Genomic DNA, 22,573 nt, shown 5'->3' on the forward strand with positions numbered 1-22,573 from the left:
ACGGAGGCGATCATGGAACAGCTGCCCAAGAATTTCCAACGCATCAAGGACCGTTACGGCAAAGTCATCGCCCTCCTCGACCAGGCTCGGGACGAGGCCCTCAAGGCCGGCCCCCTGGACGAGAAGACAGGGCATCTCGTGCAACTCACGGCCTGCGCGGCCATCCGCTCCGAAGGCGGAGTGCACAGCCACGCACGCCGGGCCATGGCCGCGGGCGCGACACTCGATGAAATCCGCCATGCCGTGCTGCTGACCATCCCGACCATAGGTTTCCCCAACGTAGCCGCGGTGCTCAGCTGGCTCGAAGACATGGAGGAGGGCAAATAGCCCATGCAGTCGCGCGAAGCCTATGGCAAGCTGCTGGCCTGGAGCCGCGAACTAGCCCACTTGGGCACGACCATGGGGCTTTTGCACTGGGATCAGCGCACGCACATCCCGCCCAAGGGTCACGACAACCGCGCCGAGCAGATCGCGACTCTGGCGCGCATCCACCATCAGCGCGAGACCGATCCGCGCGCAGGCGAATGGCTGGCGGCCGTGGAAGGCACGGATCTTGTGACCGAACCCGAATCGGCCGAAGCGGTCAACGTGCGTGAATGGAGGCGTTCCTACGATAAGGCCGTCAAGATCCCCGAGAGCCTGGCCGTGGCTTTGGCCAAGGCCCAGGCTCACGGCCAGTCGGCCTGGGAAAAGGCCAAACCCCAGAGTGATTGGGCCGCGTTCCAGCCGAGCCTCGTGGAACTGGTGGGCTTGCGCAAGGAGCAAGCCGAGGTTCTGGGATACGAGCACGAAGCCTATGACGCCCTGCTTGACGATTACGAGCCGGGCGCCAAGGCCGCCGAAATCGAGCCCGTTTTTCGCGCCCTGCGCGTAGCCACGGTGAAGCTTCTTGATCGCCTGCGCGACCTGGAGCAGCCTAAAACCGTAGTGGTCGGCAAGGACTATCCCCTTATCGACCAGGAACGCGCCTGCATGGCCGTGGCCGCCAGGCTGGGCTACGATCTCGACGCCGGCAGACTGGACACCACCATGCACCCCTTCTCCACGTGCATCGGCCCAGGCGACGCGCGCATTACCACCAGCTACGATCCACAAGACTTCACCGACGCCCTATTCTCGGTCGTACATGAGGCCGGTCACGCCATGTACAGTCAGGGTCAGCCCAAGGAGCATCACGGAACGCCGCGCGGGGAATATGCCTCTCTGAGCGTCCATGAATCCCAGTCGCGCATGTGGGAAAACTTCGTGGGCCGCTCACCTGGTTTCTGGGCTTTTTTCCAGCCGTACTTTCAGATGATATTTCCCGCCCTGCGCGATGTTTCCGCTCATGACGCCCAGCGCTGGGTCAGCCGTGTGCAGCCCGGCTACATCCGCGTGCAGGCCGACGAACTGACCTACAACCTGCACGTCATGCTGCGCTTCGATCTGGAGCTGGCGGTCATGCGCGGCAAGCTCGTCGTGGCCGACCTGCCCGAGGCCTGGGACGGAAAAATGCAGGACTACCTCGGCCTCAAGCCGCCCTGCCACGCCAAGGGCGTCATGCAGGACGTGCACTGGTCCGGCGGCCTGTTCGGCTACTTTCCGACTTATACACTTGGCAACATCTACGCAGCCCAGTTCTTCGCCGCCGCGCAGCAAGAGCTGGGCGACATGGGAGATATGTTCGCGCGAGGCGAGTTCGCGCCGTTGCTGGGCTGGCTGCGCCGGGAGATCCATTCCCGCGGCAAGACCCTGCTCGCCCGCGACCTCGTGCAGCGCGTCACCGGCCAGGAGCCAGATGCGCGCTACCTGGTTGAGCACCTCACGGCCAGATGCGAGCGAGCGTATTATTTATAGAATTGCCAAGCCATGCAGCGGATCACGCTATTACGCGAGGCTTAGGAAAGCACCCGAAGGTAATCACCTTCGGGTGCTTTCATTATTTTCAAAGCAGCTTGCAAATGGACCAAACGGAGTATCGGGCGCAAGGCTGCAATATTTGGCTTGATTTCTAGGGAGCACTACAGCCGGGCTCTCCTCTCTTTAGAGCATTTTGCTTTTGAAAATGCTCTGCAAGCCATGCGTCGGCATGGCTTGCCGCCGCGTAGGCGTAGGCGCAATTCACTTGCGCCGTCAACGCCGGAGCGGGCGTCATAAAAGCAATCTGCTCTAAAGCAATTTGCATAAGAAATGGGATTTGCCTGACCAACGCTTCATGAGGAGCGGCATATCCCTGGACGACTCAGTTCACTGGCAATTTGCTATAGACTTACGAATGATGCTGTAATTCAATAAGAGAAAGGCGGCCAAAGCCGCCTTTCTCTGCTAGACTCAAAAATAAGACCAGAAGGATCTACATGTCAGCTTTCATAATAGGAGCGCAATATCTGACTACGCACGGGATGCCGAAGCTTGCGTAGAGCTTTAGCCTCGATCTGACGAATACGCTCGCGGGTGACATTGAAAAGCTTGCCGACTTCTTCCAACGTATGGTCCGACTTTTCGCCTATGCCAAACCGTTTGCGAAGCACTTGCTCCTCTCGGGGAGTCAAGTCGGAGAGGACCTTGCCGATCTGTTCAGAAAGCTTGGTGTTGACCACTTCTTCGGCAGGTGCCACGGCCTTCTTGTCCTCAATGAAATCACCCAGGCTGGAGTCCTCCTCGTCGCCGATGGGAGTCTCCAAGGATATTGGTTCCTTGGCGATCTTGAGCACTTTCTTGACCTTCTCGATGGGATAGTCCATGCGCTCGGCAATCTCCTCGGGCGTAGGATCGCGGCCAAGCTCCTGAACAAGGTAGCGGGAGGTGCGGATGAGCTTGTTGATGGTCTCGATCATATGCACAGGGATGCGGATGGTGCGAGCCTGGTCGGCTATGGCGCGAGTTATGGCTTGGCGTATCCACCAGGTCGCATAGGTGGAGAACTTGTAGCCGCGCTGGTATTCAAATTTGTCCACGGCCTTCATCAAACCGATGTTGCCTTCTTGAATAAGATCCAGGAACTGCAGGCCGCGGTTGGTGTACTTCTTGGCGATGGACACAACGAGGCGGAGGTTGGCGCGAATGAGTTCTCTCTTGGCTCTGGAGGCATTCTCGTTACCGCGCCTTATACGCCAAAGTACTTCCTCCAGCTCCGAGACCTGGTGGCAGCACTTCTCCTGCAGACGGACAAGAATCTCCATCTTACCGGCGAGCATCTCCTTATAGGAGAAGAACTCCTCCACGGTCAGCCCCAACGCCTCAGCCGCGTTAAGGGGATTGAGCGTGCGGTCGTCCACCCTGCGGAACAGATCACGGATCTCACTCTGGGTCTTGCCCGTGGACATGATGTAGGCCGCCAGGTCGCGCTGGCAGTTATGCATCTGACGCACGTAGTCTTCGACGGTTTCGATGACCCGGTCGATAAGTGTCTTTTCGAGCTTGATCTCGCGGAGCTTCTGGACGACCTCTTCCTTGAAGCTCACTATTTCCATTTGCAGGCTGAATACGCGGCGATCCAGCGTGGCGCACTGATCCAGCTTGGTGTAGATCTTGCGCTTCTTCTTGAAGCTGGCCTTGATTTCGTCAAGGAGGAAGATGACGCGCTGGCGCTGGTTCATCTCATCCTCGCTCGGGTCGTCCTCCTCAATGGTCTTGACCACATCCTTAAGTTTGATGCGGCTGTCCTTGAGGTCCTTGCCAACTTGGACAAGCTCCTCCACGGCCACTGGAACTTCCACAAGGGCATAAAGAACGTCCAGTTCGCCAGACTCAATCTTCTTGGCAATAACGACCTCGCCCTCGCGATCCAACAACGGCACGGAACCCATCTCGCGCAGGTACATACGCACCGGATCGGTGCTGCGCGAGGCGTAGTCCGCGGCATCTTCATCGTTTCCGGCGATCTCAATGACCGAGGCGGCATCGACGTCCACCTCCTCCGACTCGGAATCGGCGGAAAGGATCTGCAGCTTCTTGCCTTCTTTTTCCGAGTCGACAATGGCGATCTCGAGCTGATCGAATATGGAAATGATCTCTTCGATCTGCTCGGGATTGTTGACCTCCGACGGCAAAGCGCTGTTCAATTCCTTGAAGGTCAGGAACCCCTTCTGCTTACCCTGGGCGATGAGGGTCTTGATCTGCTGAATTTCCTTAAGATTGCTCATCGATCCTCCCTAAAAAGAGCTCCCGGAAGATATGGAATAGCCGGTCGGCTTCTGCAGTGTCACCACGTTTGCGGGCATCATTCATCGCCGCAACCATACTGGCTCGTCTCTCGTTCCAGTTTGCGCCTTCAAGGAAGCGGCACACTTCCTTGAATTCCCCTTCAGCTTCTTCAGGTTTTATCTTTGAAGTTGCTGCCAAGCGGGCCCAGATTTGCCGCTCGTTTTCATCTAGTACGGAATACAGGTATGCATCATCCTGATCAGAGTGGCTGGCGATTGTGCCCCAAAGCCGGCGTGACCACTCATTCGTCAAACCAAGATGCATTTCTTTCTCAATCAGAAGCTGCCGATAGCGAGGAAAGCAGATCGCGAACTGCAATATCTGCTCGTCTCGTTGTTCCTCGACACTTCTAGCCTGCCCCACTGGGCGTTTTATCGGCAGTCCCGGCAGATTCTTAACCTGTGTCTTGACCCCCACAGGATTATTGCCGCTCGGGCGCTCCTCTCTCTCGCTGGCGATCGCCTGCCGCAACTCACTCTCCGCAAGCGCCAGATTCTCGGCCAACTTCGGCAGATAGAAAGCCTTCCAGGCTGGATCACGCAACCCGCGCAAAAAACGCCTCGCAAAGTCCATGACCTCGCGAGCCGATCCAGTGGCACGCACGCATTCCGCGCAGTAGGTGAAACCATCCCCTGCCTGCCCAAGAAGCTTTGCAAACGCCTCGGCTCCGGACTGGCGCAACAGATCATCGGCATCCTGCCCTTCAGGTAGGAGCACCACACGACAGGTCAACCCTTGCGCCAAAATCATCTCGGCGCTACGCAAAGCTGCCTTGCGTCCAGCGTTATCGCCATCAAAAACAAGCACAACTTCTCTGCATAACGAACCCAGACGTTTGACCTGATCAGCGGTCAGCGCTGTACCAAGAACGCCCACGGCTTCACGGAAGCCGTATTGGTGCAGAGAGAGCACATCCACGTAACCTTCGGTAAGAAGCACCCGACGACTCTTGGAAATGGCGGGCCTCGCCTGATATAATCCATACAGATGCTCGCCCTTGGTGTAGATGGGCGAGTCGCTGGAGTTCAGGTACTTAGGCTCGCCATCTTTGATGATACGGCCGCCAAAAGCGATGATCCTGCCGGCAAGATCGTGGATGGGAAAGATCAAACGACCACGAAAACGATCATAGGTGCGGCCTGCGTCATTTCGCGAAAGCAGGCCGGCTTCCACAGCCTGGGCGGGCGAAAAGCCCTTTTTCTGCAGAAAGTTCTGCAGTCCTTGCCAATCCTCGTCTGAACAGCCCAAACTGAACCCATCGACCATTTCGGCGGCAAGCGTGCGCCGGGCCAAATACTCGCGAGCGTCCTTGCCTGCGGGCGATCCAAGCATGCCTCGGAAGTAGTCGCAAGCCAGGGCATGCATGTCTAGGCATGTCTTCTTGAGCTGTTTCTTGCGCCCTGCCAGCGGGTCGGGCTTTTCATCGCGCAGGGAAACGCCAGCTTCCTCCGCCAGTGCTTCCAGCGCCTCACGGAACTCCAGGCCATTCATGCGGGCGTAGAAGTCGAAAACATCGCCCGAGGCTTGGCAACCGAAGCAATAGTAAAACCCAAGCTCTGGATTGACTGAGAAAGACGGCTTGGTTTCCTGATGAAATGGGCATGGAGCCACAAACCGGCCCGACATGGGCTTCAGGTCAACGTAACGCCTGACGATCTCTACCATGTCCAAGCGCGACTTGATATTTTGTATAATCCCCTGATCTATGCCCATACTCGCCTCTGCTTTCGCACGATGCAAAAACTAAGCATGGTCCCGGGGTTGGCAAGGTCGGCCTCACGGTCATGCCGGGGATAGTCTCTTTATTTTATCTCCACCAGGGTCTTGCCGTCGCCGCCTTCTTCTTCCGAGGCCAGCCTGAAGGACTGCACCACGGGAAAACGACGCAGAAATTCGTGCACTTCTTTGCGCAGGGCTCCCGTTCCGCGACCGTGGATGACCTCCACGCCCTTGGCTCCACGCAGGATGGCCTGATCCAGGAAGCGCGACAACTCGCCAATGGCAACATCACTGCGTTGTCCCCGCAGATCAAGGCTCAAGGTAAAGCCAGGCTCGGCAGCGAGCTCGGAGGGCGTTTGACGGACAGGCGAAGATGTGCCGCGGCCAGCCTGTGCGGCTACCGATATATCCTTGGCATCCGCCCATAAGGAGACACCACTCAAGTCTATTTTGACCTGACGACGACGCGTATCTTTTTCCAGGACCGTGCCGCGCTTGTTCCAAACGGCATAATGCACGCTCATGCCCGGCTGAATATCTTCAAAAGTCAATTCGCGCTCTTCTAGCCCTGTTTCAGGCGCGGCCAGTTGCCTGCGCAGTTCCGTAAGGTCCTGCTGGACCTTCTTGCGACTTACCTTACCTTCCTGCCATTCACGAACAATGCGCTGTGACTCGGTTTGCACGTTCTGCAGGAGCTTGCGGCGTTCCTGCTCGAAGCGCTCCTTGAGCCGGGATTCCTTCTCGACCAAACTGCGTCTCTCACGCCGGAGCGCCTCAAGCTCTTTTTCCTTCTCCACGGCCACGGTGTTCAGACGATCCATGAGCCGCGAAGTGTCCTGCCCTTCCAAGAGCAGATATTGCTCCGCCCTGCTCACGATCTCGGCAGGCAAGCCATGCTCGCGAGCCACATCCAGCGCCAGGGAGGTACCCACCTGGTCGTATGCAAGTTTGTAGAGAGGCTTTTTGGATTTGGGATCAAAAAGTACGCTGGCGGAGCGCACACCTTCGCGGCTCATGCCATAAATCTTGAGGGCAGGAAAGTGCGTCGCCACGGCAACACGCGCCTTGCGCTCCATGAGGCTGTCCACCACGGCCTGGGCCAGCGCCGCTCCTTGTGCCGGATCAGTGCCGGCACCGAACTCGTCGAGGATGATCAGCGTGCACTCGTCGATGCGCTCCCAGATCGAAGCCAGGGAACGGATCTGGGCAGTGAAGGTGCTCAAATGGGCCTCAATGCTCTGTTCGTCGCCCAGAAAAGCAAAAATTTTCTCCCAAAAGGGCATGACGCTGCCTTCATCGACCGAAACTGGCAGGCCGGCCAAAACCATGGCTGAGAGAAGGCCCAAGGTTTTAAGACAGACTGTTTTGCCGCCGGCGTTTCCGCCGCTGACGATAAGCGCGTACTCGTCCCCGGTCAGACCAATATCAATGGGCACCACAGGATCTCCGCCTAGGACAAGCAGCGGATGGCGCGCATTGCGCAGATGCAATCCCTTCCCCTGATCCGCGCGCAAAGGTCTGCCGCCCAAGGCCTCGGCCAAGGCATATTTGGCCTGCAGAACGTCAAACTGAACAAGGAAACGGAACACGCCCTGCACGGCATCCATCTCCCGACGCACCAAATCGGTGAGCATTCGAAGCACGGCCCGCTCGGCCTCTCGTTCCTCGCGGCGCAGTCCCTGAAGTTCATTGTTCAGGTCCACAAGAAACATGGGCTCGAAGTAGCAGGTTTCACCTGTCTGGGAATAGTCGTGAATGATGCCTTGCAGTCGGCCCTTGAAGTTCGTCTTGAGCGGAAGAACGTAGCGATCGGAGGATACAGTCATGAAGTCGTCCTGCAAAAATGCGGAGAGATTCTCCTTCTGCAGGAAGTCCTTGACTTTTTTGGTACAGGTCTGATTGATGCGCCGGATTTCCTGACGCACGGTGAACAGTTCGGGAGAACTTTCGTCTTTAAGGCGGCCGTCCGCCCCCATGCAACGCTTGAGGCCTGCCCAGGTCAACTCAGGCCAGGGACATCCTAGGGCAAGCCCCAGAAGCTGCGCCCAAGGGCGTTCGGAGTAACCCCGCACGGCTTCGCGCGCAGAACGAGCTAACCCTAAAGTTTCGGCCAGAGCGAAGCAGGCGTCGAGATCAAGGATGCTCTCGGCCCCCTTGGCAAAGGCCAACAGCCCCCCCAAATCCTCGAAACCTGCTAGTGCGAAGCCGCTCTCACGCCGGAATGCAATAAATTGATCCAGCAGTTCGGCAAGCTCTGCCTGGCTCTGCGCGTCAGCAACCGGACCAATCGCCAAACAGGCATTTTGGCCAGGCACCGAATGTGCAAAGCGGGCAAGATGGTCGAGGACCTTGGGGAACTCCAGCAACTGGAGGGTTCTGGATTCCATGGGCAACGCTTGTGTTGCGGTGATCAGGAAAGACGAGCCTTGACCAGCTCGCTGACGGCCTTGCCGTCCACTCTGCCTTTGTGACTGTCCATGATCGCCTTCATGACTCGGCCCATATCCTTCAAGCCGGAGGCACCAAGGTCAATGACGATCTTATCCACAAGGGCTGCCAATTCTTCCCTGGAGAGTTGTGCGGGGAGATACGACCTGAGGATGTCAGCCTCAGCCGACTCCTTATCGGCGAGTTCGGCACGGTTCGCGGCTCTGAACTGCTCTTCCGCTTCCTGGCGCTGCTTAACCTGTTTGATGATGACATCGAGAATCTCATCATCAGACAACTCTCGCATTAGCTCCACATGGCGATTCTTAATGGCTGTCTTGAGCATTCTCAAGACAGCCACCCTGAGCTGTTCTTTAGCCTTGTAGGCCGTAACGAAGTCCTGTTCTATCTGTTTTGCAATAGACATTAGGACATATTCATCTTTCTGAGTTTTTTCAGCAGGCGCTTTCTCGCGGCCGCCTTCTTCTTCTTGAGCTGCACGCTGGGCTTCTCAAAATGCTGGCGCTTCTTGAGCTCCGAGAGCACGCCGGCCTTTTCTACCTGCTTCTTGAAGCGACGCAGGGAAATATCGAAGTTATCACCATCTTCAAGGATGACTCCGGGCAAAAACATCACCCCCTTCTCATATAACTCCAAGCTACAGTCGCACCGCAACTTGGCAAGACAGGCAATATAAGTAGAGATGAAATGAAAGGCAAGTTCTTTTTCCAAAAGGGAAAAAGACCCATTGCTTAGATGGGTGGGCGGACCCTCATATCGAGAGTCCGCCCACGACTGACCAGCCTAAAATTATAGGCGACTATCACTATACCCGACAGCCGTGCAGACAAAATCTGCTTTCCAATGCTTGACGGGCACGCTTGTATCACCGGGATGAATCCACGCCCGAAACTGAACCGCTTTCATAATTGCTGCCAGGCGCAGTTCACTTTAAAGGACAGGTCTGATGCTTCCCCCGTGAACAAGCACGCGATGTCTTATCTAGTGCCTGGGGTGGAGCGTATCCCACCAAGATTTGAAAATGGCGACGGCCATGCCAGTGCCGATCACGCCTAAGACAGCGTAAAGCACACCAAAGAAAATGGCATGGTCCGGCTGCCACCAGGGAAGATCCTGAGGAAGCGAACTCTGAACAGTCTCACCATGTATCATCCACATAGAAACGCTCCGATTTACTTGACGGCGTCTTTAAGCAGTTTCCCGGGACGGAACTTAACAACCTTTGTCGCGGGAATCTTGATTTCTTCGCCAGTGCGCGGATTGCGACCAGTGCGCTCCTTGCGTTCTTCCACCGCGAAGGTGCCAAAGCCGGTCAGCGTCAATTTGCCTTCGCCTACAAGAGTGCTCCCCACGGCATCAAGAAATGCATTCAGAGCTCGCTCAGCTTCGGCCTTGGAAATTGCAGCCTTTTCAGAAATCTTGGCAACCAGATCAGCCTTGGTCATGAGTCCTCTCCTCCTCTTTTGCTTAGCACAACGGACCATCCATATTCCGGTCCAAATTCCACAATCGTTACAACCTTGCGTATAGAATTCATTCTTGGGCCAAAGCCCTTCAGCATGATTGTCGATACTTGAGCAGCGTCAATTTGGAGAGGGCAAAATCACCAATCCTAACCTGCGACCCACAAAGCATTAAATTAATGCTTTTCCCCTGTCCAGCCGAAATGCCCATAAATTAAGGCTTCTAACAGATCAATCTTTTTTTGGGGAGAATGGATATGTCTACAACAAATAGATCACTCGTCTCCCCAAATAAGTAGAGCTAGTCGCTGAAATTCCTTCGGAGTCAACTCCTCGGGCCTGGCTTCGGCCAACTTTATAAACTCGCCCGCACTAGTCCCTACCCTTTCGCCCCACCAATCCCGCAGAATGTTGCGCAATTGCTTACGCCGTTTTTGAAAGCAAATATGCAATAATTTAGCCAGCAATGCTGGGTGCGTAGGCCGAATTTCCTTCGTCAAAGGCTCAAAGCATAAAACAGCCGAATCCACCTTGGGCTTGGGACGGAAGACTTGCGGCGGCACACGAAAAAGATAGCGCACATTAGCAAAACTCTGGATCCAGGCGCTCAAGGCTCCGTAACTTTTGTTTCCCGGGCATGCAGTTAACCGGAGCCCGACTTCGTGCTGGACCATGAAAACCGCTCTTGAGTAACGTGGTGACCGGCTCACGATCTCCCACATCAAAGGTGATGCAATATTATACGGCAAATTTCCGATATACTTTAGGGACTCAAAGCCAGCCAACTCCTCCCAGGAGTAGCGCAAAGCGTCCGTAACTACTATTTCCACTCGAGGATGAACCATGCCAAGCTGCTGCGCCAAGTCCTTGTCCTTTTCAAGGGCCAATACCCTCTGAGCCGGAGACTCATCCAGCCAGCGCGTGAGGGCTCCGCGCCCTGGGCCGATCTCCACTACGGTATCGCCTTCCTGCAACTCCAGGGCGGCGACTATCTTACGGGCGATGTTCTCATCCTGCAAAAAATTCTGCCCAAGGCTACGCTTGGCAAAAGGCTTGCCATCTGCTGCTCGCATTCAATTACGCCTTTAAGAGTGGAAGCTTACGCCTTCCAGAGGTGGAAAATCGTTGAGATGACGGGAAAAAGCATTCTGAAGGAAAGAATCTACCCACCAGAAGATGTCTGCCTTGCGGATCGAATCGCGCAATCGGTGCATATTCCTTCGGTGATCGGCAATATCCGTATGGAATGCTTTGTGGATGACCTTGGCCACGCCTTCTACATCATGCGGGTTGACCAGTTTTGCCCCGTTTTTTTGAAGTTGACCTGCGGCGCCGGCGAACTCACTTAGTATGAGTACGCCAGTCTCCGAGACATTGCTTGCGCAATACTCTTTGGCCACCAAGTTCATTCCATCACGCAAAGGTGTAACCAAGGCTATATCCGCCGCCCGGTAATATGCTACCAAGTCTGCGCGCGGCAAGGATCGGTATAAATACTGAATAGGAACCCATCCAGGTTGAGCGAACTGTCCGTTAACCTCACCCACTAGGCGTTCGATCTCTATTTTCAGGGCATTATATTCTGGGATCTCTTCACGGCTGGGCACAGCTAGTTGAACGAACGAAAACCTTTCCCGTAGATCCGGAAACTTGATGAGCAGTTGTCGTATGGCCTCAATACGTTGGGGAATGCCCTTGGTATAGTCAAGCCTGTCTACGCCTAAAAGAATCTTGCGTTGGCGCAAAGCGTCACGAAAGTCCTTGGTTTTCTGGGCTACCTCGCCTGACGAAGCCATGTTCGCAAAGGCATTGAAATCGATACTGATGGGAAAGGCCCCTAGCCTTGACGTACGGCCCAAAAGCGTAACCCGCACCTCGTTGCCTCGCCCGCTAATGCTTGCTTCAGGCAATAAGGCCCTCAAGCAACTGATGAAGTTGCTACGATCGCGCCCGGTCTGGAATCCCACTAAATCATACTCCAGAAGCGAGCGCACGATTTTGGCCCGCCACGGCAGCTTAAGGAAGATATCCGGAGGTGGGAAAGGAATGTGAAGGAAAAACCCACAACTTCGCGGTACTCCCATATTGCGCAGCATGAAAGCCAAATGCATCAGGTGATAATCATGGACCCATATGTAGTCGGAGTCACGGCTGAAGCGGACAACAACTTCAGCAAACTTTAGATTTGCATCAAGATAGCTGCGCCAATATGTAGGATTGAAATTGCACCGCGATTGAAAGTCATGAAAAAGAGGCCAGATGACCTCGTTGGAAAAGCCATGATAATAGCCGGCGACCTCTTCTTCCGTAAGGTATACGGGATGCAACGAATAACCGGCCTCGCGGGAAAATTCTGCCAGAGGGTCAACAATGTCCACCTCACCCTTGGCGCCGGACCAGCCGATCCATAGTCCGCCTCGATTCTTGAGCACTGGAGCCAGAGCCGTGACCAAGCCGCCCCCACCAGGCTTAATGACCCACCGTCCGCCTTCATTGCTCAGGGCCACGGGCAATCGGTTGGACACCACCACTAATCGCTTGGAGCCGCCTTCCATCATGCCTCCTGCTGCAAGCTGAAAAACCTTCCGTCATGTTTACGGATTGTGAGGGCTTAGCGCAAGGAACGCATGTGGGTAGAGGTTGGCTCGGACCAGCTCGCAGCGTTAGTTAGGATAGACTTGTCCGCTTACGCAACAGTCGCAAGGCTCGGCGCCTGCGATAGTTGCGGATGAGAGGCAGGGAAACAATATAAGTCAGCAGCCCCAGCGGGAGACCAAGAATGGCCCCTCCAATCAACAGGACCAGGACGCCTTTCATGCCAACGGAGACAAAATCCTGAATGTTCATCGACAGGGGATCGATCCTTATATTCACGGGAATGATCAGACGACCGATCTTATACTCAGCCCAATAAAAAACAAACCAATTTAAAGGGTTAGATATCCAAGTTCCCACCAGTGCAGCGATTTTGCTGGCCCGAAAAATGAACGCGAGCAGCAAGCCAATGATGCTCTGCAGCGGTAGACCGGGCAGAGCAGGCAAGCACCCGCCATATACACCTAGCGCCAAGCCCAGGGCTATGCTGTGTGAGGATGTCTTGAGCCTAAGTACTTTAAGATAATTATATCTTACTAGGCGCTTAAGATTAAAAATTACGTTCATGGGACGTCCGGCCAAGCTATCAGGTCAACACGTCAAAGCGCGAGAATTTCATCATGAGACCGGCTCGGCCCTGGGTGGCCGAGCGCAAGTCCGTGGAGAAGCCAAAAAGCTTGCGCAATGGGGCTAGCGCCTTGACCGTCTTCTGTCCGGCCCGGTCAAAAAGGTTTTCGATTCGTGCGTTCTTAGCACCGAGCAGGCCCATAACATCACCTACAAAGTCGCCGGGCACAGTGATCTCGATATCCATGATGGGCTCCAGCAACATAGGCTTGGCCATTTGCATGGCCTTGCGTAAGGCCATGGAGGCAGCCATCCGGAAACCTACCGGCGTGGATTCCCCTTCCCGCTTTCGTAACTCAAGTACCCTGATCTTTACGTTTTGTACGGGATGACCCTTGAGCACACCGCTTTGTAGACCATCAGCGACACCTCCATACACAGATTCCGCGACAGTTTGGTGCCATTGAGCGGTATCAAAGGCTAAAAAAACTTCGTTGGTCTTGTCTCGCGGCAAGGGCTCGATCTCCAAACGCACAAAACCGTGGTGAATGATATCGCCGAGTTCACGCCGGAATTCTGCTTCAGTTTCGACGTGCATCGTAACTGTCTCTTGGTAGACCACTTGCGGCTTGCCGCTGCGCGGCTGTAGACTATACTCTCGGCGCAAGCGATCCAGCACGACCTCCAGATGAAGCTCTCCCATACCCGAAAGGACAAGTTGCTCCGTGGCCTCATCCTTCTCGAGGTGGAGCGTGGGATCCTCCTGCAAATAATGGTCTAGGGCCAGTTCAAGCCGCTCGGCCTCTTCTGCATTACGCGGCTCAATGGCTAGGGAAATAACAGGCTTGTACTCGCCGATGCTTTCCAAAATCAGCGGAGCATCCTTGGTGCATAGCGTATCTCCGGTCTTAGTCAGACGCAGTCCTGCTGCGGCAACGATATCTCCGGCAGTAGCCCTCTCAAGCTTCTCTTTGCGGCCAGCATGAAGATGGAATAGGCGCGCAACGCGCTCAACTTGGCCTTGAGTGGCGTTCCAGACCTCTTGCCCCTCATTTAGCACGCCCGAGTAGATGCGCATGAGCACAAGCTTGCGGCCGCTCTCCATGCTTACCTTGAAAGCCAACGCAGAGAGCGGCTCTGATGCGGAAGTCTGGAAATACTTCTTAGCCTTAGTTTGGGGATCCACACCTATGGCTGGCGGAACATCCAAAGGTGACGGCAGGAAGGCTAATATACCATCCAGCAATGGTTGCACGCCAATATTCTTCAACGCCGAACCAGCATAGACTGGCACGATCCGCAAGCTCAGTGTGGCAGCGCGAATTGCCGCCTCCAGTCGCTCCTCGGATAGATCCTCGCCTGAGAGGTAGCTCTGTAGGATGTCATCGTCCTCATCAGCGACAGCCTCGATCAAGCGCTCTCGCCAAGGTTGAACGCGAGCGATCTGTTCCGCATCTAATTCCTGGACTTCGTAATGCTCGCCCTGACTTTGATTTTCAAAGCGCAGCAGTTTCATATGCAGCACATCGAACAAAGCCTTGAAATCTTCGCCTCCATCGTCAGGTATAACTAGGGGTAAGGGCTTGGCTCCGAGCTTTTGCCGCATCTGATCGAGCACGCCCTGAAAATCCGCACCTAAGCGATCCATCTTGTTTATGAAGGCCAGCTTGGGTACACCATAGCGTTCGGACTGGCGCCAGACCGTTTCGGACTGGGGCTCGACTCCGCCTACGCCGCAGAACACGCCGACAGCACCATCCAACACACGTAGCGACCGCTCTACTTCAATAGTGAAGTCCACATGTCCCGGCGTGTCGATAATGTTGATACGTTTACCCTTCCACAAGCATGTTGTGCACGCAGAAGTTATTGTTATGCCGCGTTCCTGCTCCTCGGGCATGTAATCCATGGTCGCTGTGCCGTCATGGACCTCGCCCATGCGATGTATTCTATGCGTGTAAAAAAGAATACGCTCCGTGAGAGTCGTCTTGCCCGCATCTATATGGGCGATAATGCCAATATTCCGCAGCGATTCCAATTCGCTCTTTCCGCTGGGAATCTTTTTACTCATGATACTTCCTGGCTAATGCAATGAATGCGAAATAGACTCAAAACATGGCCGAATGGCGCAGACGGAAGTGGTCATCTGTCAAACCAGGCCAGAGCCAATGTCCAGCGCGGTCAAGGCCGAGCACAACCGGAAAGGTCTCCAGCGCCAGACGACAGAAGCGCTGCGGAACCAGCACGGCGTCAAAGCAATTTTTTCCAAAACAGGGGAAATCCCCTGCCCGACGCTGAGCTTTGCTTGGACCAAGCTTGCCCGAGGGACTCCACCACTCGATCGCCACTCCCGGCAGTAGATAGTCGATATCGAGCTTAAATTGTTTAGTATACTCTTGCTCTTCCTCCAGAAATACCCCAAGCGAGAAACCTGACGGGCAATCTTGTCCATCAGCCCTGGGTTTGGGGCTCCACATAGGCAATCGTGCATTCGCGAAGGCAGCTTGCGCGTCATGTCCCAGGCACATGATAATCCCGGAGTGCGCAGGAGCTACACTCCTGGCCAACAAGGTCGCTTCGGGTGCCTGCAGCTCGAATACCCGCTCCTGACCAGCCAATTCCAAGGCGGTCAATACAGGGTGCGTGAGTGCGCCAATGCCTATGCCGATCACCGCGATTTCCGATACGCCCGAGGTGAGGGCGGGCATGAGCGCGGACAGAACCAATCCCGGCGATGCTGTCGAGGCATCGACGCAAAGAATGGTCCATGAAAGCGGCCGGGTTAGGAGCAATACCCCTCCCCCCTGCTCCCAGCCTAACTCATGCATTTCCGAACGCACGCGCTTGGGAGCATGCAAATGCCATAGGGCTGCGATAAGAGATTTGAGCACGGAACGTTGTCTGTCGCCTGCAGCCTCGTATGCCTGGGCAAATCGCTCATCGTCGATCGCATGCGCTTCGAGCTCTTCAGGCAGGCAGCTCTTATGATCCATAGCTGTTCCCGATGAATGGCCTAACGGACATGTTAAAAAAGCGGCCCGCAGGCCGCCTCGTTTACATCACTCCGATCATCAGAGCCAATTAAACCAATCTTTCCAACTTCCGTGCTTCTCAGTACGAGCCTGTTCGGCTGACCTTTGCTGGCGTTCGAGGAAGGCCAACTGCGAGCGCTTCTCAGCATAGGCCGCCACATCGGCAATATCCTTGTATTGCTCGACTACAAAAGAATAACGCTCCCAGGCAGAGCCAAATCTCTCAGCGCGCCAATAGAAATCGGCAACGAACAGCTCATGCTCGGCAAGCCGACGCCTGGCTAGCAACAGATGATCTTTGGCCTTAGGCGCAAACTCGGAATCGGGATAGCTTTGGATGAGTCGCCTAAAAAACTCGACTGCTTCGGCTGCCTGGTGCTGTGGCTTGTCGATGGAGCCCATGCTTTTGTAGTTGGCCATGCCGATTTGGAAGAGCACATACGGTATACGAGGATCACTGGGGTGCAGAGACTCGAATTCCTTGTAGGCTTGTAGGGCCTCGGCATACTTGCCGTCATTGAAATGCGAGTTGGCCAGGAGCAGCTCGGCCTGCACGGTATAAGGGCTAAATGGGAACCGGTCCCGTAATTTAGTAAAATACTCCACAGCGTCAGCCCAATCCTCCTGGGCCATTTCTTCCTGGCCGGCCTGGAAGAGTTCAAGGGCCGTTTCCTCAGGAGTGGGTATAAAAAAATAATCGATGACACCACAACCGGAGGATGCCGCAATAAGTGCGCAAGCAGTAAAGATAAAAAAGTACCTACGAAGCATGCTCGCCTTCCAGATAGGACATGGCTGCCGTAGCAGCCGTGGCACCGTCTCCGACGGCTGTGGCCACCTGCCGGCAAAGTTTGGAGCGCACATCGCCCGCAGCGAAGATTCCAGGAATGCTGGTCCGGCATTCCTGATCGGTAACGATGAATTCCGCCCTGTCCAGTTCCATACTTTGGGGCAGGAAACCATGCACAGGTTCAAAACCAACGAACACGAACACTCCATCCACATTGATGGTTCGCGTCTGACCTTTCTTGAGATCGCGAATCCGTATGCCATCAACCCGGTCTTCGCCGAGTATCTCTTCGACCACGGAGCTACGCAGGATTTCGATTTTGGGATTGATAACGCACTTGTCTTGGTAGCATTTGGCCCCGCGGAAATCTTCGCGGCGGTGAAGAAGATATAGTTTCTTCACCAAACGAGTGAGATATAATGCTTCTTCAAGTGCGGAATTGCCGCCGCCAATGACTGCCACAACCTGATCGCGAAAGAAGTTGCCGTCACAAAGAGCGCAATAAGACACACCACGGCCCATGAGCCGTTTCTCACTCGGCAAGCCTAATTTCTTATAACGCGCACCGGTGCAGATGACCACGCTACGCGCGGCTATCCATTCCTCTCCCACGAGAACGCGATGCTCGCCTTGTCCCGGCTCAATAGCCCTTACTTCATCATTGAGGTACGCATACGTGCCGTTTGCATATTCTTTAAGCTGCTCCAACATGCGGTCGGCCAACTCGAAAGAGAACGCCCCGCCTGGGAAGGCTGGGTAGTTGTCGATCCGCTCGGTCAGGAGCATTTGGCCGCCATGAGAGAGTTTCTCTACGAAGGCCACCTGAATTCCCGAGCGCAAAAAATATAGGGCGGCCGTCATTCCCGCCGGTCCGCCCCCAATGACAACGGCATCAAACCTCTTCATTTACTTGGAGACCTTCTTGCTGATCATATCCTTGATGCTGCTCTTGGATACGGCTCCAGTAACCTGATCGAGCACTTCTCCATTCTTGAAAAGAATAAGAGTCGGGATGGCGCGGATGCCAAATTTCCCAGGTGTATTGGGGTTCTCGTCCACGTTCATCTTTACGATCTTGACCTGGCCTGTATACTCGTTGGCCAGTTCCTCAATAACGGGTCCAAGAGCACGACACGGACCACACCAAGGGGCCCAAAAATCTACGAGGACTGGTAAATCGCACTTGAGAACCTCAGACTCGAAGTTGCTGTCCATAACCTGACCAGCCATATCTCACTCCTTTTTAGTTGGACGTATCGCAACTAATGGCATTCACTCAATCACTATACCGAAGCGGCCATCTTCAAGCAATTGATGGCATCCACCGGAAAAAAGGACCAAGCTACACGACTTTTACCCAATAAGACGTTATTATCACAACTTATTCCTGTCAACCCGACGATCAAAAAAACGCTATTCTCGGCAGCATCAAATCATCGGACCGCTCTCGCACAGGGACCTGGATAACTGTATATAATCCCGGGGCACGGCCTTTCCGCGCGGCACGGCTTCCAAACGCTGATCATGGACAAAGCCTCGGCAATAAATCTGTAGACCAGCAGAAGCCACCATGGCCGCATTATCCGTGCATAGCCATGGGCTAGGCATCCGTAAGTTCACCCCATTCGCCAGGGCCATTTCGGTCATGAACTGCCTGACCAGAGTGTTGGCCGCTACTCCACCAGCCACGATGACCGACCGCACCTTGCCGACACTGTTCAAAGCACGTTGGAGCTTAATACGTAGCGTCTCGGCAACTGCCAAGTTGAAGGAAGCCAGCATAACCGCCAGCTCAGCATTAGCCTCTATCTGACTGGTGCCTGACATGCGGTCGAGGCGCAAATGCGGATTGGCTGCTACTCGGGTCGCCACGGCCGTCTTCAAACCGCTGAAGCTGAAATCGAGATTCTGATTATCCAGATAAGGCTTGGGAAACAATTTTGGGTCAGGCTCGGCCGACATGGCGAGGCGGTCTATGTACTGCCCACCGGGATATGGCAAGTTGACCAGCTTAGCCACTTTATCGAAAGCCTCGCCTGCAGCATCGTCCAAGGTCCGACCTAAGATTTCGAAATCCACAGGAGAACGCAGAATATATATTTGGGTGTGCCCGCCCGAAACCAGTAGGCCCAAGGCTGGAAACTCCAAGTCGGTCTCCAGGCTTGCAGCCAGAAGATGTGCAAGGCAGTGGTCCACGCCAACCAAAGGCTTGCCCGCAGCGAGGCTGAAGCCCTTTGCATAGCCCAGCCCTACCAATAAGCTACCCAACAAGCCTGGGCCTCTGGACACGGCTACCACGTCAATATCAGCTGCGGTAAGCCCCGTCTCCTTGAACAATGCCTGAGTCAAAGGATGGATGAGCCGCAGGTGCTCGCGCGAAGCGATCTCCGGCACCACTCCGCCGAACAAAGCATGCAAGTCTGCCTGGGAAGCGAGTTTCTGGCCGAGCAGACGGGTACCGTGCACCACAGCCACAGCCGTCTCGTCGCAGGATGTCTCGATGCCTAAACAGCGCATCCAGCGTACTTGGAGTAGGTTTCCTGAATTTTCTGCACCTCGTCGCGCGAGCCAATAAACAGGGGCACGCGCTGATGCAGGTCCTCGGGTACGATGTCGAGAATGCGCCTCTTGCCAGTGGAAGCCATGCCTCCAGCTTGCTCCGCGAGCATTGCCAGAGGAGAAGCCTCATACATGAGACGCAGTTTGCCTTTGGACTTGGCCGGATCCCTGTTGTCAGCCGGATACATGAAGATGCCACCATAGATGAGCGTGCGGTGAAAATCCGCCACAAGTGAGCCAATGTATCGCAGACTATAGGGTGCCCCTCGTTTGCCGTCAGGGTCCTTGAACCAGGAGACGATCTCTTGTGTAGGCTTGTCCCAATAGTTCCAGTACCCCTCATTGACCGAGTAAATTTTGCCCTTCTCGGGAATGGTCAGATTCGGGTGTGAGAGAAGGAACTCGCCCACGCTGGGGTCCAGAGTGAAGCCATGCACGCCGTTGCCTGTAGTGTAAACCAGGATTGTCGAAGAGCCGTACATGATATAGCCGGCGGCTACCTGCTCCACGCCCGGTCGAAGCATATCGCTAAGGGAAGCGCCAGAGCCATCAAAATTCTTGTTACGCAGAATGGAGAAAATGGTGCCAACGTTGATGTTCACATCGATGTTGGTCGAGCCGTCCAAGGGATCGAAAAGAAGCATATAGTCGCCCTTGGGGAATTTATCACGGATGGGGATAAGGTCAGCGTTTTCCTCGGAAGCCATGCCGCAAAGCACGCCAGCCCGCTCCATCCTGTGGATGAGCACCTCATTTGCGAACCGGTCCAGCTTTTTGACCTTCTCACCCTGTATGTTCTCAGTGCCGGTGAAGCCCACGATGTCCACGAGCCCGGCTTTGTTCACATCACGAGAAATGATCTTCCCGGCGAGAATAAGCTCGTTGAGCAACATGGTGAATCGTCCGGTAGCCGACGGAGATTGCTTTTGATGCAGGAGCAGATGCTCTGTAACCGTTACCTGTGGCATAGGCGCCCCCTCCTTATCCGCAGTCAATTTAGCCATCATCACGGTTTCGAACCGCATAAATTAAGTAGGTATCACCAATATAGCGTGCCAGCCAAGTATAGGATCGACCTTCCTTCTCCAGTGTGCCTGACACCCTGTCACGAAGAGTCGTCTCCCAGTCCACTCCGACCAGGATTTCCGCCTCGTTGGCTGGTGTGGAGGGCCAAAGGAGCGTACCGGCATGCAGCAAAGTCAAGTCATCGGGAACTGGGCTGAATTGCCGCAAGGTTCGCGGGTCAAACTGTGCGATTATTAGGCCCACCCACTTGTTGCGCAGAAACATAGGCTGTACGAGGCAGACTTCCGGTCCTAAATCGGTTTGAAAAAAGAACGACTTGAACGTCGCGCGTTCCCAATCCGCTTTGAACTCCAGGAATTGTCCTGCATCGAGCGGAATAATGGCCGCTTCGGGCAGTCTGCCCAGCACCTGTCCTTGGGCATCCACCGCCGCGATGCTTGTGAGCCATGGGTTGCGGGCCAAAAGCCGTTCATACCATTCGGGAGCCGGGAAGCTCTCGATCGTGGAAAGTTCGCGGGTCAAAGCCTGGATGCGTTGATCCACGGGCGCAAAAAGATTCGCCAAACGCCATTTATCTCCAGAGGGTGCGTATCCCTGGTACTCCAACTTCGGATTGACCAAAGAGGAGGCCCCTTCAGTCAGTGAGTACCACCAGCCGCAGCCCGAGAGTGCCAGAGTGAGGCATATTAGGCTTGCGGCGAATGCCAAACGTATGCTGGTCATGGCCTATCCACAGGATATCGCCAAGCCGATCAGCCGGCCTTGGCGCAAAGATTGAAACAGAACCGGGGTATGTCACGTTTCTGTCTGCCGTGCAATGCTAAGCCGGCAAGGGAAGAGTGCAGCGACTCACACGGCTTCAGGGCGGGTCAAGGAAAGGCATCAAGACTGCGCGCGTCCCTCCAGACCTTGAGCCAACTTTTCCAGCAGGGCTATGAGCTTGTCATTAGCTTGAGGGCGCTCGGATGAATCCAGCACGTTTTTTAAGGAAGTATCATGAACCTGTCCGTCCATGCTTCGGCTACTGACAAAAGGTGCCTGGCCCTTCTTTTGAGCTGCTTCGGCTCGGACACGAGCGATAGTCTCAACGAGCATCTGCTTTTGCCGCTCGTCATCGACATCCCGCACAAGCTCCTCGTAAATCTCGGCGGCTCCATCGAAATCACCCTGCGCGGCCAGCAAATCAGCCATGGTTCTGGTGCGGAGAGAGCCACCAAACCTGCGTTCTGGCTTTCGCTGATTGCCTGAGGCGTTCTCGCCAGGATGGCCAAACTGTTCCATGATTCGGCGGGACGTGTCAGCCAAAGAAGGACCGACGCTAATCCTCTGCTGAACGTATGCCTGAAGTGGTTCTTCGACCTTTTGGGGCTGGACTTCAGCTTCCGTCCGAATACTCTCCTTGGCAGCTGTGGCCAAGTTGCCATGAGTTTTTTCCAAATTACCAGAAGGACCTTGAGTTTGAGAGAGAACTTCAAAAGCCGACTGTATGAGTTCCGCCCAAGACAGGGTTTGACCTTTGAAATGATTAGCCAAGAAATTCAACGCCAAGGCAAGGTCCTTTGAACCTTTGCCGGCCTGGGAAGCCCAAATACGCCAAAATGCGGGGAATCTGGAAAGAATGCTGATAGCCTTGTCCGCTTCGGCAGCGGCTTCGGTATTCAGTCCAAGCTGTTCCAATGTTTCTACCAGCAGGAGTCTCGCCTCCAGGTGATCCCCATGTGCTGTCAGTCCCTGGCGAAGAATTTTAGCAGCCTCATCCAAATGGCGAGCCTCGAAGAGAAGCACTGCCAATGGATAGAAGACCTTGGATGAAGAGTCGATCCGCAATAACTCGCGATAGAACTCACTTTTCTCTGTCATTGCCCACCAATTCCTCGCTCGATCTGTCCAGGTGCGGCAACTGTCTTGCCTCCACTACCGATAATATAGACCACTTCATCATCCTTGATGAAATTGGTTTTGTCTCGGATGATCCGCTCCGTGTACTCGCCGCCTTTCTTGAACAAGAGAATCTCCTGGCTCAGATCCTGGCTGCTCTCCTTGAGCACATCGGTAACGGCCGCCAATTCATCCCGCTCCACACGCATCCGGCGCAGAGAGAAAAGGCCCTTATCACTAAGCACAACGCCATAGAACAGCAGACAATTGACCAGCAAGAGGATGCCGATAAGCAACTTGCGAACCATCAG

General features: G+C 54.8%; 21 protein-coding genes. 2 read left to right on the forward strand and 19 right to left on the reverse strand.

The window, feature by feature from the left end; translation table 11 throughout:
• Nucleotides 1-12: 12 nt before the first annotated feature.
• A complete protein-coding gene (locus tag H585_RS0110655) occupies nt 13-327 on the forward strand; it encodes a carboxymuconolactone decarboxylase family protein (RefSeq protein ID WP_005983536.1) in 315 nt (104 codons plus the stop codon).
• 3 nt (nt 328-330) lie between these two features.
• Nucleotides 331-1,836 (forward strand): carboxypeptidase M32, encoded by a 1,506-nt coding sequence (locus H585_RS0110660; RefSeq protein WP_027367805.1) that lies wholly within the window; start codon nt 331-333, stop codon nt 1,834-1,836.
• Between the two features lie 503 nt (nt 1,837-2,339).
• Here the strand turns inward: H585_RS0110660 and rpoD are convergent.
• The 19 genes from rpoD to H585_RS0110760 form a co-directional block, all read right to left on the reverse strand.
• The gene (gene rpoD, locus H585_RS0110665) at nt 2,340-4,124 is read right to left on the reverse strand and encodes an RNA polymerase sigma factor RpoD (RefSeq protein ID WP_005983532.1); all 1,785 of its coding nucleotides are present in this window, start codon (nt 4,122-4,124) and stop codon (nt 2,340-2,342) included.
• On the reverse strand, nt 4,111-5,898 hold the full coding sequence (dnaG, locus tag H585_RS0110670) for a DNA primase (protein ID WP_027367806.1): 1,788 nt from the start codon (nt 5,896-5,898) through the stop codon (nt 4,111-4,113). The genes rpoD and dnaG overlap by 14 nt, the downstream gene beginning before the upstream one ends.
• An 89-nt stretch (nt 5,899-5,987) precedes the next feature.
• On the reverse strand, nt 5,988-8,291 hold the full coding sequence (locus H585_RS0110675) for an endonuclease MutS2 (protein ID WP_027367807.1): 2,304 nt from the start codon (nt 8,289-8,291) through the stop codon (nt 5,988-5,990).
• Nucleotides 8,292-8,314: 23 nt separating this feature from the next.
• On the reverse strand, nt 8,315-8,758 hold the full coding sequence (locus H585_RS0110680) for a GatB/YqeY domain-containing protein (protein WP_027367808.1): 444 nt from the start codon (nt 8,756-8,758) through the stop codon (nt 8,315-8,317).
• Nucleotides 8,758-8,958 carry a 30S ribosomal protein S21 gene (rpsU, locus tag H585_RS0110685; protein ID WP_027367809.1) on the reverse strand — a complete coding sequence of 67 codons (201 nt, stop codon included), beginning with the start codon at nt 8,956-8,958 and terminating at the stop codon, nt 8,758-8,760. The genes H585_RS0110680 and rpsU overlap by 1 nt, the downstream gene beginning before the upstream one ends.
• A 566-nt stretch (nt 8,959-9,524) precedes the next feature.
• On the reverse strand, nt 9,525-9,797 hold the full coding sequence (locus H585_RS0110695; protein WP_027367810.1) for an HU family DNA-binding protein: 273 nt from the start codon (nt 9,795-9,797) through the stop codon (nt 9,525-9,527).
• 293 nt (nt 9,798-10,090) lie between these two features.
• The gene (gene rsmA / locus H585_RS0110700) at nt 10,091-10,888 is read right to left on the reverse strand and encodes a 16S rRNA (adenine(1518)-N(6)/adenine(1519)-N(6))-dimethyltransferase RsmA (RefSeq protein WP_027367811.1); all 798 of its coding nucleotides are present in this window, start codon (nt 10,886-10,888) and stop codon (nt 10,091-10,093) included.
• Nucleotides 10,889-10,900: 12 nt separating this feature from the next.
• The gene (locus H585_RS0110705; RefSeq protein ID WP_014261045.1) at nt 10,901-12,370 is read right to left on the reverse strand and encodes an alpha,alpha-trehalose-phosphate synthase (UDP-forming); all 1,470 of its coding nucleotides are present in this window, start codon (nt 12,368-12,370) and stop codon (nt 10,901-10,903) included.
• A 112-nt stretch (nt 12,371-12,482) separates the two neighbouring features.
• Nucleotides 12,483-12,977: a DUF2062 domain-containing protein gene (locus H585_RS0110710; RefSeq protein ID WP_027367813.1), complete on the reverse strand. Its 495-nt coding sequence runs from the start codon at nt 12,975-12,977 to the stop codon at nt 12,483-12,485.
• A 19-nt stretch (nt 12,978-12,996) separates the two neighbouring features.
• Nucleotides 12,997-15,048 (reverse strand): elongation factor G, encoded by a 2,052-nt coding sequence (gene fusA, locus H585_RS0110715; protein WP_027367814.1) that lies wholly within the window; start codon nt 15,046-15,048, stop codon nt 12,997-12,999.
• A gap of 37 nt (nt 15,049-15,085) precedes the next feature.
• Complete coding sequence (locus H585_RS0110720) at nt 15,086-15,970, reverse strand: hypothetical protein (RefSeq protein WP_027367815.1); 885 nt, start codon at nt 15,968-15,970, stop codon at nt 15,086-15,088.
• Between the two features lie 78 nt (nt 15,971-16,048).
• Nucleotides 16,049-16,780 (reverse strand): outer membrane protein assembly factor BamD, encoded by a 732-nt coding sequence (locus H585_RS0110725; RefSeq protein WP_034627843.1) that lies wholly within the window; start codon nt 16,778-16,780, stop codon nt 16,049-16,051.
• A complete protein-coding gene (locus tag H585_RS0110730) occupies nt 16,770-17,705 on the reverse strand; it encodes an NAD(P)/FAD-dependent oxidoreductase (protein WP_014261050.1) in 936 nt (311 codons plus the stop codon). Before H585_RS0110730 ends, H585_RS0110725 begins: the two co-directional genes overlap by 11 nt.
• The gene (gene trxA, locus H585_RS0110735) at nt 17,706-18,029 is read right to left on the reverse strand and encodes a thioredoxin (protein WP_005983504.1); all 324 of its coding nucleotides are present in this window, start codon (nt 18,027-18,029) and stop codon (nt 17,706-17,708) included.
• Between the two features lie 198 nt (nt 18,030-18,227).
• Nucleotides 18,228-19,316, reverse strand: coding sequence for a tRNA (adenosine(37)-N6)-threonylcarbamoyltransferase complex transferase subunit TsaD (tsaD, locus tag H585_RS0110740; protein WP_027367817.1), 1,089 nt, complete (start codon nt 19,314-19,316; stop codon nt 18,228-18,230).
• On the reverse strand, nt 19,304-20,326 hold the full coding sequence (fbp, locus tag H585_RS0110745; RefSeq protein ID WP_014261052.1) for a class 1 fructose-bisphosphatase: 1,023 nt from the start codon (nt 20,324-20,326) through the stop codon (nt 19,304-19,306). The genes tsaD and fbp overlap by 13 nt, the downstream gene beginning before the upstream one ends.
• Nucleotides 20,327-20,354: 28 nt before the next feature.
• Nucleotides 20,355-21,107: a PDC sensor domain-containing protein gene (locus tag H585_RS0110750; RefSeq protein WP_027367818.1), complete on the reverse strand. Its 753-nt coding sequence runs from the start codon at nt 21,105-21,107 to the stop codon at nt 20,355-20,357.
• Nucleotides 21,108-21,266: 159 nt separating this feature from the next.
• Complete coding sequence (locus H585_RS0110755; RefSeq protein WP_027367819.1) at nt 21,267-22,244, reverse strand: tetratricopeptide repeat protein; 978 nt, start codon at nt 22,242-22,244, stop codon at nt 21,267-21,269.
• A complete protein-coding gene (locus tag H585_RS0110760; protein ID WP_027367820.1) occupies nt 22,241-22,570 on the reverse strand; it encodes an FtsB family cell division protein in 330 nt (109 codons plus the stop codon). The genes H585_RS0110755 and H585_RS0110760 overlap by 4 nt, the downstream gene beginning before the upstream one ends.
• Nucleotides 22,571-22,573: the final 3 nt, after the last annotated feature.

It is taken from the genome of Desulfocurvibacter africanus subsp. africanus DSM 2603 (assembly GCF_000422545.1).
Lineage (GTDB): Bacteria > Desulfobacterota > Desulfovibrionia > Desulfovibrionales > Desulfovibrionaceae > Desulfocurvibacter > Desulfocurvibacter africanus.